The 13132-nt window shown below is 55.8% G+C and carries 11 protein-coding genes; 4 read left to right on the forward strand and 7 right to left on the reverse strand.

From position 1 onward, the window contains the following. Window positions 1–6: 6 nt before the first annotated feature. Complete coding sequence (locus AWR27_RS09125) at window positions 7–1380, forward strand: L-serine ammonia-lyase (RefSeq protein ID WP_077130886.1); 1374 nt, start codon at window positions 7–9, stop codon at window positions 1378–1380. Between the two features lie 60 nt (window positions 1381–1440). Beyond that, entirely contained in the window at window positions 1441–2514 is a 1074-nt protein-coding gene (locus AWR27_RS09130) for an AI-2E family transporter (RefSeq protein WP_077130887.1), read from the forward strand. Between the two features lie 63 nt (window positions 2515–2577). Here the strand turns inward: AWR27_RS09130 and AWR27_RS09135 are convergent, their stop codons facing one another. Continuing rightward, window positions 2578–5118, reverse strand: a complete 2541-nt coding sequence (locus AWR27_RS09135) for a GIN domain-containing protein (protein ID WP_077130888.1) — start codon at window positions 5116–5118, stop codon at window positions 2578–2580. A gap of 48 nt (window positions 5119–5166) precedes the next feature. Further along, complete coding sequence (locus AWR27_RS09140) at window positions 5167–5577, reverse strand: PadR family transcriptional regulator (RefSeq protein ID WP_077130889.1); 411 nt, start codon at window positions 5575–5577, stop codon at window positions 5167–5169. 328 nt (window positions 5578–5905) lie between these two features. Between AWR27_RS09140 and AWR27_RS09145 the strand changes: the two genes are divergently transcribed. Together AWR27_RS09145 and porU2 are read left to right on the forward strand one after the other, a co-directional pair. After that, entirely contained in the window at window positions 5906–6307 is a 402-nt protein-coding gene (locus AWR27_RS09145) for a DoxX family protein (protein WP_077130890.1), read from the forward strand. A gap of 47 nt (window positions 6308–6354) precedes the next feature. Next, entirely contained in the window at window positions 6355–10089 is a 3735-nt protein-coding gene (porU2, locus tag AWR27_RS09150) for a putative type IX secretion system sortase PorU2 (protein WP_077130891.1), read from the forward strand. A 5-nt stretch (window positions 10090–10094) separates the two neighbouring features. On the opposite strand, the gene AWR27_RS09155 is transcribed toward porU2, so the two are convergent. The 5 genes from AWR27_RS09155 to moaC form a co-directional block, all read right to left on the reverse strand. Next, window positions 10095–10763, reverse strand: a complete 669-nt coding sequence (locus AWR27_RS09155) for a thiamine diphosphokinase (RefSeq protein WP_077130892.1) — start codon at window positions 10761–10763, stop codon at window positions 10095–10097. Between the two features lie 93 nt (window positions 10764–10856). Beyond that, window positions 10857–11330, reverse strand: coding sequence for a nucleoside deaminase (locus AWR27_RS09160; protein ID WP_077130893.1), 474 nt, complete (start codon window positions 11328–11330; stop codon window positions 10857–10859). A gap of 64 nt (window positions 11331–11394) precedes the next feature. After that, window positions 11395–12000 (reverse strand): DUF6992 family protein, encoded by a 606-nt coding sequence (locus AWR27_RS09165; RefSeq protein WP_077130894.1) that lies wholly within the window; start codon window positions 11998–12000, stop codon window positions 11395–11397. Beyond that, window positions 11997–12590 carry an NTP transferase domain-containing protein gene (locus tag AWR27_RS09170; protein ID WP_232326016.1) on the reverse strand — a complete coding sequence of 198 codons (594 nt, stop codon included), beginning with the start codon at window positions 12588–12590 and terminating at the stop codon, window positions 11997–11999. The genes AWR27_RS09165 and AWR27_RS09170 overlap by 4 nt, the downstream gene beginning before the upstream one ends. Beyond that, window positions 12562–13029 (reverse strand): cyclic pyranopterin monophosphate synthase MoaC, encoded by a 468-nt coding sequence (gene moaC / locus AWR27_RS09175; RefSeq protein ID WP_077130895.1) that lies wholly within the window; start codon window positions 13027–13029, stop codon window positions 12562–12564. Before moaC ends, AWR27_RS09170 begins: the two co-directional genes overlap by 29 nt. Between the last annotated feature and the right edge of the window lie 103 nt (window positions 13030–13132).

Consider the following 13132-nt stretch of genomic DNA (forward strand, 5'->3'; position numbering starts at 1 on the left):
CAAGTAATGTCTGTCATCACTACGTCTGTCTTCGATTTGTTTAAAATTGGGCCGGGGCCGTCGAGTTCGCACACGATTGGTCCGATGAAAGCCGCGTTCGATTTTCGCCAGCGAATCGGGCAACTGCCTACCGGGGTGCAGCAGCAAGCCAGTGCCATTCACATTCACCTCTATGGCTCGCTCAGCGCGACCGGCAAAGGACATGGCACCGACCGCGCCGTAGTGGCTGGTCTGCTGGGCTGGCAACCCGAAACCACCGACCCTGTTGCGCTCCTCGCCCTGCTCAAAGACCCGACTGTTACGTACCCCGTGATGGTGGGCGATGAGCCGATTCATGTTGGGCCGCATAGCCTTCACTTTGAGCGCAAACGCTACGATTCGCCTTATGCAAATACGATGGTGCTGCGGCTCACAGCGGGCGAACAGACACTGGCCGAAGAAGAATATTATTCCATCGGGGGCGGGTTTATCATCCGCAAAGGTGAACCGGAAAATGGCCCGGTAGCCGCGTCGGTGCCGTATCCATACAGCACGATGAACGAGCTGAAAGCACATCTCAAAAACGGCCTTTCGCTCGATAACCTGCTGATGGCGAACGAAATGGCGTTGACAGGGCGCACCCGCGCTGACATCAATGCCCGAATTGATCAACTGCTCGAGTTCATGCACAAGGCCGTTCGGCGGGGTTTGCGACATAAAGGCATACTGCCCGGCTCGATTCGGCTTAGCCGGAAGGCTCCGGTGCTGTACCAGCAAGCCAAAACGATGGCTAATTCATCAGACAGTTTCCTGATTTTCCTGAATGCTTACTGTTTGGCCGCATCGGAAGAAAACGCGGCTGGCGGCATTGTCGTAACGGCTCCAACGTCGGGCGCGTCGGGTGTGATTCCGGGGCTTACATACTTAGCCAGGCACCATTTTCATTATGACCGGGCCACGCTGCGGGCCGGTATGCTGGCGGCTGCCATGATTGGTTTTCTGGTGAAACACAACGCCAGCATTTCGGGCGCAGAAATGGGCTGCATGGGCGAGATTGGCACGGCATCAGCAATGGGCGCGGCTTTCCTGACGCGTTGCGCCCAGCCCACCGGCTCGATTGAGACTATTGAAGCAGCCGCCGAAATTGGCATCGAACACCACCTCGGCATGACCTGCGACCCCATTGGTGGCTACGTGCAGATTCCATGCATCGAACGCAACGCAATGGGTGCCGTGAAAGCCTATAACGCCTTTCTGCTGGCTACGTCGGGGGCGGCTTCGTTCCAGAAAATTTCGCTCGATGCCGTCATAAAAGTGATGAAAGCCACAGGCCGCGACATGTCTACCAAATACAAAGAAACTTCCGAAGCCGGACTGGCCCTGAGCGCAACAGAATGCTGAGCGTTAAACATTTCGCATCCCTTTTCAGGTTTATAGCGTATACTCAACACGTCACCAATTATGATAAACAATACGATTTACACGCCTAAGCAACAGCGTATTCTGCTCATTACCAGTCTGATCATCATTGCCGGGTTCATGATCGTAGGGCTGCGAAACTACATTTCGGCCTTTCTGGGTGCGGGCATTTTATACGTGGTTCTCCGCCCGTGGTTCGCGGCCCTGGCGTTGAAACGGGGCTGGAAACGTCCGCTGGTAGCTGCCCTGCTTATCCTTTTCTCGTTCGTGGTCATTGTGATGCCGTTTCTGACCCTGAGCCTGTTGCTGGCCGACCGGATTCAGCAGTACAGTCAGAACCCACAGCAGATTCTGGACCTGATTCACAAAGGGGAAGACCTGACGGGCTTCAAGATTACCAGTCCGCAAAACATCCGGCAGATTGTGCAGCAGGGAGCTTCGTATGCCAGTCGGTTGCTGCCGTCGGTGGCGGGTGGCCTGCTCGACTTCATTATCATTATCGGCCTGATGTTCTTCACGATGTATTTTATGTTCGTGCAGAACGAAGCGTTTCATAATGGTCTGCAAAAGTACCTGCCTTTCAAACGCGACACGCAGCGCGAACTGGGCGAATCGCTCAAGAACAACGTGAACGCCAACGTGTTGGGGCAGGGTTTGGTTAGTTTGGTACAGGGGATTTTGACCGGACTGACGCTCTGGATTTTTGGCGTACCTGACCCGGCCTTCTGGGGCGTGGTGGCGTTTTTTCTGGCGTTTATTCCGGTGCTGGGTACGCCCCTTGTCTGGGGACCAGCCGCTTTGATTCAGCTCTCGCAGGGCAACACCGGGCAGGGCGTCGGTATTCTGCTGGTGGGGGCCATCGTGATTACCAACATCGACAACCTGCTACGCATCATGCTCGCCAGGCGCATGGGCGACATTCACCCGTTGGTTACACTGGCCGGCATTGTGCTGGGCGTACCTATTTTCGGCATTCTGGGCCTGGTAATCGGTCCGCTGCTGGTGTCGTACTTCATCGTGCTGATGGGCGTTTTCGAGCGCGAAAACCGGCAGCAGCGCGACGAAGTTGCCCGCGACGAAGCGAAAGTGGAGGAAGTGGCGAGTAGTGAAAAATGAAAAGTGTAGAGTGAGAAGTTGCCTTCCGGCTATTTCATTTTTCACTCTACACTTTTCACTTCTTTACTGCCGCGTTACTTTGCTGGCTCCCGATGTTTCGGAGTCGAGCGTGCCGACCTTACCGAGATCGGCACGGCTGGCTCCGCTGGCATCGACCGTTGCTTTATCGACTTGCAGGCTGGTAGCTTCTATTTTGCTGGCTCCGCTCAGGTCGGCATCCAACTGCCCGGCCCGGCCCCGCAACACGGCGTTCGATGCACCCGTAAGGTCAATCGAGAGTTTATCAACGTCGCCATCGAAAACCGTGCGACAGGCACCGCTCATCTCGATATTCAGTTTATCGGCTTTGCCAAATCCCGTCAATTGAGCTTTCGACGCCCCCGACAGTTTCAGTTCTTCGATGCGCGGCACTGTGATGGTCAGACCAATACGTTTGCGGTTGCCCCAGTCGAACAGGCGTTGCCGGTCGATGTACACTTCCAGCGTATTGCCTTTCGTGTCTACTTTTACGTCTTCAAGATCTTCCTCCCGACCATCGGCCACGACTTTGTAGGCATCGCCCTTGCGGAAGCGCACCACAAACGCGCCCGACACGTCAGTTTTAGCGAATTTGCCAACGGTGAACTGCCGCGTATGTTCGCCTATCTCATCGAAATCGTCGCCGAGTTCGCTGGCAACGGCGTTCTGTACGTCGTCGGTAAGGTCGGTTACGTCGTTGTCTTCGCTGTCGTCGCTGCGGTCTTTTTCGCGGGGAAAGTTAATGCAGATCAGTTCGTCGCGGTCTGAATCGGGTACTTTACTGAATTTCCACAAACTGGCCCGCATCCGGTCTAACTCCTTTTCACCGAACACATTGCGGATATACCGGGCAAACTCGGCAGTCATACGGAATGGTTTTTCGTAGGGAATCTGGATGGTCATGTCCAAATCCTGTCCCCGGAAGCGTTTCCGAATCTCCAGCGCGTCGTTAAAGGTCACAACCGAATCCTTTACGGTATACTGATACGTTATCTGCCGGGCGTTCTCCTGAGCTTCAGAACGGGTGCTGCCCTGCGCCCGAAACCGCTGGATGAGGTTGATGGTCGTGCCGTCGTAGCCTTTCAGTTCGATAGACGGACGCGTACCCCAGTCTTCATACTCGTCTTCAGTGTCGTTCAGCGCGAAAGTTGGCACGGCTCCGGCTACGTTCAGCACCTTCGTTTCTTCGACCGTTCCCCGGCGTTTGAAGCTGTTGATTACCGGCGAAGCCATTCCAAAAAATGCCACCAGACTAACTAACCAGATACCCGCCAGTGTGAGCGACGTGCGGCTGCTGATAACGTTACGCATCGTAACGAGCATAACGCCCAGAATAGCGATGCCAAAGGCAGGCAGAATGCCCGATGCAAAGCCCGCCAGCACCATCGGCAGCGTCACGTCGGCACGAATCAGTTCGGTTGGGAAACCGCCAGAGCCAATGGCCGTGCTGGACCACAGCCCGATGGCCGCGCCCAGAAAGGCCAGACACGCAATCATGAGCGCGAAACCAATCACCAGCAGCATAATACCGGCAAACACCCGGATCACGGCTACTACCCCGTTCAGAAACGGCCCCAACGCGCTGCTCAACCCGCCAATAACGGTGGCAATGGCCCGGAACGGGAACAGCAGAATGCGGGTAAGCGTACTTTCATTCTGCGGATTTTCGTTGATATTCAGGTTCTGTTTAATGCTTTGCTCGATGTTCGAGAGCGTGATGGGTCGGCCCTGCATTTCCATTTTCTCGGTGAGCGTATTGGCTTGTGGCGCAATGATCCAGAGTACGATATAGAGCAGAAAACCGACGCCGAAGAACACGATACCCAGCACGAACAGCAACCGGACAATGCCCGTGTCGATACCGAAATACGACGCAATACCCGATGCTACGCCCCCAAGTACTTCGTCGTCGGGGTTGCGGTAAAATTTCTTGACGGTTTTATCTTCCTCGATGGTCATTACTCCCGGCAGGGCAATCCACATGGCAATGTAGGCCAGCACGGTAAAGCCGCTCAGACCACCCGACGCATCGCCCCCACTGGCTCCGAGCAGGGCAGGCAGCCCCACCACCAACGCCACAAAAATGAGCCGTATCCACACGACGTCCATGTTAAAATAATAGGCCAGACCAGCCGCTACGCCCCCCAGCGTTTTCCGACGCAGGTCGCGTACGAGTCGGCGGGGTTGTTCGCCAACGCCCGCGCCCGTCTGTGAACCATAGGCTCCGGCGGTTGGGCCGCTTTGCGCTCCCGTTGCCGACCGGCCTGCCGTTGTGGCTGAATTGCGCCCACCGTTGGTTACTAAAACCTCTTCCTCTTCTACAGCCTCAAAGTCGGCTACGGTGCCCATAGCGGCAATGAGTTCGTTCACGTCTTCGAGCGAAACCGCCTGTTTGTCAGCCGCTTTCAGCTTACCCAGCAATTTTTCGGCGATGCGGTTTTCGATGTCGGTGATAATTTCCTGGCTGTCTTCATAAGTCGAAAAATACTGCTGAACCGTTGCCAGATAGCTTTTCAGTTTATCGTAGCCGTCTTCCTCGATGTGGAAGATAACGCCACTTATATTGATGCTGATGGTCTTTTTCATGTCTGTATTGCGGGGGTGAACCCGTGCTGTTTTGGTTTAGGTTGAGGGTTAGATGGCTGATGAAGGAGGTGTTTGTGATCCGGGCATTTCCATAGGGGCGGCTGTGCCGTTGGCCGGTTTGGTGTGCTGCTCCGTCTTGCTGATGATGGCATTGACCGAATCCGACAACTCCAGCCAGGTTTCGTTGAGGGCGTCGAGCGACGTGCGGCCCAACTCGGTCAGGATGTAGTACTTGCGCGGTGGCCCGGAGGTCGATTCTACCCATTTGTAATCGAGCAGACCAGCGTTTTTGAGCCGGGTCAGCAGCGGGTAGAGCGTTCCTTCCACCACCATGATGCGGGCCGACGTAAGCTCGTCGAGCATATCGGACGCGTAGATTTCGCCCCGCGATATGATGTGCAGAATGCAGAATTCCAGAATTCCTTTCCGCATCTGCACCTGTGCATTTTCTATATTCATGACATTACTGGTTGAATGATTGAGGGGTTGAATGATGGAATGGTTGAATGGTTGAATGATGGAATGGTCAGCCAGCGATTCAGATGGTTTACTTATCCATTCGATCATTCCATCATTCAATCACTCAATAATTCCATCATTCAACAACTTATTGCATCAAAGGTACAATAAGGTACTATGCAATGCAAGGTACTTTGGTAAAATATTTCGATCCGATGGATTAGCGGTCGATAATACCGGGCGAGCGGTTTGTTATGTGGCAATTTATTTAGCTCAAACCTATGCCGTTTTTTTGGGTTAAGTAGTTTATTCACTCAACATACTGTCAATGAACGAGCGCGTCATTAAGAGAACAGCCCGCGTAGTATTAGGTACGTCGTTGGTTTTGGCGGGTGTCAGCCATCTGACCGTTGCCCGGAAAGCGTTCCGGGCGCAAGTCCCCGACTGGGTACCGTTGCCCAAAGACGATACGGTTCTCTATTCGGGTCTGGCCGAAATTGCTTTGGGCAGCAGTCTGATACTAACCCCTGAAAAGCACCGCAAAGCCGTTGGCCGGGTTGCTGCCGCTTTTTTCACGGCCATCTTTCCCGGCAACATTTCCCAATATATGAATCAGCGTAGTGCCTTCGGCTTGGATACTGACCAGAAGCGGCTGACACGTTTGTTTTTTCAGCCAGTCCTGATTTACTGGGCGTTAAAAAGCACAGAAACGGAGCAGCCCGACAAATAAACAATTCGCGAAACCGCATATCTTTATGGCCCGCTTTGTCCATAAAGATGTTCGCTCGTTTTGTACTCCCATTACTGCTCATAACCAGTTCGCTGACCGCGCAATCTGTTTTGCCCTCGTCTGACCCCACGCGCTGGATCAACTATTACCAATCGTATGTGAAAATCCCGGTGGCGCAGAGCGGCCTTTACCGCATTAGCGCGGGTCAGTTGCGGCAGGCGGGCGTACCGACAAACGCTATTGATCCGCGCACGATACAGTTATTTCATCGGGGCATTGAACAGGCGATTTTTATTTCCGGCGAAACCAATGGGCAATTCGATGCCGACGACTATATCGAATTCTATGGCCGCGCAAACGATGGCCTTGCCGATTCGGCTTTGTACAGGCCCACGTCGGCCCAACCGCACACCTACTACAGCCTGTTTAGCGACACTACGGCCTATTTTCTGACCTGGCGGCTCGACGGGATGCCGGGCCGACGCATGGCTGCGTACACCGACACCACCGGCGCGGACCTGACGCCGGAGCCGTTTCACTGGGCCGAAGACCGGCGCGTTTTTACCGACACTTACCCCGGCTACGCGACTGGGCTTGTTGGAAAAACCGAGTTCAGCCATTACGAAGCGGGCGAAGGGTATACGGGACCAATTCAGCAAAAAGACAAACCCTATGACACGGCTATTCCGATGCCCAACGCCTACCGAAATGGCCCGCGCCCCGAAACTGAGATCCTGCTGGTTGGACGTGAGTTTCAGAATCACCACGTCGAGTGCTTCGCCGGGCCGCTGACTGGCCCGCAATGGTTGCTCGATTCGATACGATTTTCGGGGTACGACAACGCCCGTATTAAACAACTACTTGATTGGCAACAAATTGACGCCGGCAACTGGCTGCGACTCTCGACCGTATCGCGGGGTGTTTCGAGCGAAACCGACCGCTATTCGATTTCTTATCTTCGGGTGCGGTATCCGCAGCGGCTCACGGTCGGCAATCAGCCACTTTATCGGTTAGAGTTGCCGCCTAACCCCGCCGGGCGGTCGCTGATGGTGGTTGGCGACGTACTGCCTGACACGCGCTTTTTTGACATCACGGAACCCAACGCGCCCGTCTGCATCGGTCATACAAGGCCCGCACCCGCTACGGCCCGGCTGGTAGTGCGCGGGACCGACATACGCCGAACCATACTCAGTAGCAGCCACCCGCTAAACGTTACGGGCATCCGGCCTGTATTGTTTCAGGACTTCAGCAGACGCCGACCAACGTATCTGATAATCAGCCACGAAGACCTGATGCAACCTACCACTGGCAGTGCCAATCCCGTGCGCGATTACGCGGCTTACCGGGCGTCGATAGCCGGGGGCAGTTTCGATACACTGACAGTTACGATGACGCAATTGATCGATCAGTTCAGCTATGGCGAACGGCACCCGCTGGCAATTCGCCGGTTTGCCGGGCAACTCCTGCACCAAAGCCGGGAGTCGGCCAAACGACCGCACTATTTGCTCCTGCTGGGTCGGGGTCGGCTCACGCCCGGCGTTCGGCGCAACCCCGATCAGGCCCGGCTGGACTTAGTTATGACAATGGGATTTCCGGCTTCCGACGCGCTATTTACGGCGGGTTTGGACGGCTTCGCTGCCGATGTACCGGCCATTCCGACCGGACGCGTGAACGCCGGAAGTCCGCAGGAGGTACTGGCTTATTTAGACAAAGTGACTGAGTACGAAAACCAGACCAACGACCAGCTTTGGCGCAAAAACTGGCTGCACCTGAGCGGAGGCCGTTCGCCCGGCGAAGTAGAGTTATTCCGGTCGCTGGTGGATGGTTATGCTGCAAGAGCCACTGCCGAACCGCTGGGGGCGCAGGTCAGTACCGTAGCCCGGCAAACGACCGATTTTGTGGAGCCGGTCGATGTGTCGGGACCGGTGAACGCGGGCGTGGGGCTGATGACGTTTTTCGGCCATTCGGGACTTGACGTAACGGATGTAGACATCGGTTTTTGCTCAAACGATGCGCTCGGCTATCGCAATCGGGGTCGCTACCCGGTGCTGCTCATCAACGGCTGTGCGGTCGGTAACTTTTTCTTCGGTCGGCCAACGCTCTCTGCCGACTGGATTCTGACGCCCCGGCGCGGAGCCATCGCCTGTCTCGCCCCCAGCCATCTGAGCTACGCCGAATACCTCGATCAGTACAGCACAGAATTTTATAAACTCCTCACCGACAGCACGCAGCTTCATAAATCTATCGGACAGTTGCAACAGGAAACCATTCGGCGGGTGCTGGCCCGGTCGTCGGATGGAGGTACGGTCGCCAATGTTCAGCAGATGGTGTTGCAGGGCGATCCGGCCATTCGCCCGTTCCCGTTCCAAACGCCCGATTACGCCATATCGGTGGGCGGTTTGCAGATTCTGGGCGACAGCAGCCAACCGCTAACGGCACAGAGCGATTCTGTTCGGATACGGGCGGTAGTGCAAAACAGCAGCCTGTTTCGGGGCAGGTCGTTGCCCGTGCGGGTGCGCCGGTTTGTGAATGAACAGGAGACTGGTATCTACAACCTGCGGTGGCCGCGTGCGGTAGCATTTCGCGATACGCTGGTGCTGACATTGCCCAACGAGCGAAATGCCGTTGGCTCCCATCGGTTCGAGATTACGTTGAATCCGCTGGGCGATATTGCCGAAGACAACCGCGCCAACAACACGGCCACTGCCGAACTGAACGTGTCTGGTTCTGACCCAAACCTGGCAAACCAGCCCAACACGCACTTACCCGATGGCGTCATTTTTCTGGCTAATGCGCCCCTCCGCGACGTGTACCAGGGCGACACGGTGACGGTTACGTTCGGGCTTGCCAACCTCGGCCCGGTTTCATTTACCGACTCGCTGACGGTTCGACAAACCCTGTACGCTGCCAGTCAAACAGTTCCATTAACGCAGCAATGGCGCATCGGATCGCCCCAGCCCGGCGATACGCTTCGGTTCACTACCCGCCTGCCAACCGAGTCGCTGCCGGGTCTGAATCGGCTGGTGCTGACCGTCAACCCGCGCATCCTGCCCGAATATTCGTTTGCCAACAACACCCTCAATCTGGCCCTGCCCGTGCAGCCCGACACACGCGGGCCGCTGCTCGAAGTGGCTATCGACGGTGCGCGAATAGAAAACGACGCCGTAGTGTCGGCCCGGCCTATTATCGACCTGCTGGTAGCCGACGATAACCGCGCCCTGCTCCGGCGCGACACGTCGGGCATCGACCTGTTTCTGCAACGCCCCGGCTCCAACCGCCCGTTCGAGCGGCTGAGCTGGCGCGGGTCTACCAGTCGGCCCGCTGGCCCGGATAACGTGTTTCGGCTGCGCTATGCCTCGCCAGACCTGCCCGATGGCACCTATCACCTGCTCGCTACTGCTCACGACGCCCTCGGCAATCGGGCCGCGCCCTATCGGGTTCAGTTTCGTATTCTGCGCGAACGCTTGTTGACCGATTTCACGGCTTATCCAAACCCCTTTCGCGACCAGATTTTATTCTCCACGCAACTAACCGGCGACCGCGCACCTGATTCACTCCTGTTGACAATCAGCGATTTAGCCGGGCGTATAATCCGTCGATTCCGCCAGCACGGGCGCATTGGGCTAAACGAACTGGTTTGGGATGGCCGCGCCGAATCGGGCGAATCGTTACCGGCTGGTTTATATTTTTACACGCTGCAAATCAGCGATTCGGGCGCACCGTGGCCCATCGCCGATGCCGCGCAAGGTAAGCTTAGCGGACGAATTTTATTGGTTCGGTAGGGGGTCTAATCCCAGCATTCCATAATGAGCAAATCGCCCGATTCGGCGGTGATGCATACAAAACCGTCTTCTGCCGCTTCGTTGCTGTTGCCGGTGCGGTAGCCGAGCGTCAGCGTTTCGTTGTGCAGATTATACGTCAGCCCTTCGGTGCGGATGCCCGTTACGGTGCCAACCGGAATGAGCGAAATAGGCGTTTTGGCCGCGTACCACTTTTCGAACCGCCCCACCAACGGAAAAATTTTGGAGTGGTCGTCGAACACGACAATCCGAATGCGGTCTTTGTAGCGCACGATATTGGTCATGTTCGTGATGGCATGGTCGGCCCGGCGACCGGTGGCCCAAATGATGTTCACTGCCGGAAAACCGCGTTCAATGAGATAGTCGATACCTTTTTCCAGATCGGTTTTGTCCTGATCGGGCGTATGCACAATATCAAGCGGATACTGCCGCGCCCGAACCTGCTCAAAATCAGTTTCCTGAATCTGGTCGAAATCACCGAGCCAGACGTCTATTTTGATGTCCAGATCAAGTACGCGGTAAATGGCATGGTCGAGCACTACCACGACCGGACTCCATTCGAGCAGTTGGCCGAGCAACTCGGGGTGGCAGCTTTCGCCGTTGGCAATCAGCAGGGCCGGTTCCTGCTCATCGCGGACAATGTGATGGGAAGACAAAGTAGTGATGAGTGATGAGTGATGAGTGATGAGTGATGAGTGATGAGTGGGCTGGCGCAGAAATACTCATCACTTATCGTTCATCACTCATCACTAATAATTAAGCTTATCTTCCATCGCTATCCACTCCTGAAACACGGCGTCGGCTTCGGGGCGGAGATGCTGTTGCATCGGAATGCTGCGCTGCTCGCGGGGTTTGTCGATTTGTTCGTAAATAAACTGATCGTCGAAACCAGCGCGGGCAGCATCGGAATGCAGCGCACCGTATACAATGCGGGCCGGACGCGCCCAATAGATGGCACCCAAACACATGGGGCAGGGTTCGCAGGACGTGTAGAGGGTGCAGTCGGTAAGCTGAAACGCCCGGAGGTTTTGGCAGGCGTCGCGAATGGCCACCACTTCGGCGTGGGCTGTGGGGTCGTTGGTGCTGGTAACGCGGTTGCACCCCTGTCCCACCACTTCGCCATTGCGCACAATAACGCAGCCGAATGGCCCGCCCTGCCCGCTATTCATGCCCTCGCGGGCCAACTCAATTGCTTGTCGAAGAAAATATTCGTCTTGTTCCATACAGTAACGCGGGTGGAAACCCGCATGACGATTCAACTTGTGCGGGTTTCCACCCGCGTTACGTTTAGCGAATCGGTAGTACCAGCCCAACGCCCGACGGCGTGGCCTGTAACAACCGTTCCTGCTGCCGGTCGCCCCGATTCTTGAAAATCAGATAGTTCACCAAATCGAAGGCAAATAGAAATCCGCCCTGTAGCATGACTGAAGTGCCGTAGCCACGCAATTGGTCGGCCCGGTCGGGGCGGGTTTGTGCCCGTTCGCGCAAATATAGCCCACCCATCACATAGGCCACATCTAAACCCGTATTTATCAGCAACACCTGTTTCATGTTTTCGTGTTGCCGGATGGCCTGCGCCAGCGTTTCACCCTCCTCCGTGCGTTTGCGCGAACCGAGCAAACCTACGCCCGCAATTCCCAGATTGAACAGGTTCCAGTACACATTCATCTGATGGAAATACCGGGTCTCGCCCGACGTTTGCCCGGCGGCAATACTACCTACAGCGATGTTTGCCAGTGCATAACCGCCTAATGTCAGACCGAGCGTTTTCTGGTGACGAATGCGCTGCTCGCTAAACTGACGAAGGTCGGCGGGCGGGTCGGCGCGTTGGGCCGTAGCCGTACCAAACAGCAGCGAACCCGCCGTTAGCAGCAAAGAGCGGAGTGGAGTCATACTAATTGCCTGTTTATGGGGTCATTCACATTAGTTAGCTCGCGAAGGTCGGGAGCGATGAGCAACCGGGTGGGGTGCTGCATAAGTAACTGCCGGGGCGAAAAACAGTTTTGAGCGACAGCCTCCAACGCTACCGGCGCAAACGCAGGTTCGTAAATACCCAGCAACGGGTCGGGCTGCCGACCGTCGGTGTCGTAGAAAACCGTCGCCAGCTTCGTTGGGTCGCGGTTCTGCACGAGCGCGTCGAGCGAGCGGGTCGTGAGCAACGGCAAATCACAGGCCACCACGAGCCACGCCCCGGCAGAGTCGTACCGAAACGCCGACAGTATACCGTTGAGCGGTCCCGGCCAGTCGAATGCATCTACGATGTACGGTTGCGTCGTACCGTTTAGTTCAGCCGCCTGCTGCGCATTGACCGACCAGAAGACGCGTTTGCAATAGGGCCGCAATAAATCGGTAAGATGGTCGCGCTGGGGCTTGGCGTGATACACCAACTGCGACTTGTCGCGGCCCATACGCGTACTGCGGCCACCCGTCAGCACCAATCCGTTGAGCGTTGGCTCAGTCGCGTTTGAAATCGCGTTTTCCACCCGTTTTTTCTATCAGTTTGATTTCATGAATCACGATGTCGTGCGAAAATGCTTTGCACATGTCGTAGATGGTCAGAGCCGCCACCGACGCGCCCACTAAGGCTTCCATTTCCACACCCGTCTTGCCTTCTGTCGAAACCAGACAATCGATAAGGGCGTCGTTGCCCTCGGTCGTAATGGTGATTTGGCAGTTATCCAGACCCAGCGAGTGGCAGAGCGGAATCAGATCGTCGGTACGTTTGGCGGCCATTGTTCCGGCAATGATAGCCGTTTGAAATACCGGTCCTTTTTTGGTCAGAATATCAGCCCCGTTCAGGTGCTGCATGATCTCGGCGTTGAGCGAAACCACGCTCCGGGCGCGGGCCGTTCGGCGCGTTACGGCCTTGCCGCCCACGTCGACCATTGCCGGGTTGCCATCGGCGTTGAGATGAGAGAACATAGTGATGAGTGATGAGTGATGAGTGATGAGTGATGAATAATACTACTTTTTCTTTACATTCATCGTTTAAATTCATCGCTCATCACTCATCACTCATCACTAA

It is taken from the genome of Spirosoma montaniterrae (assembly GCF_001988955.1).
Taxonomy (GTDB): domain Bacteria; phylum Bacteroidota; class Bacteroidia; order Cytophagales; family Spirosomataceae; genus Spirosoma; species Spirosoma montaniterrae.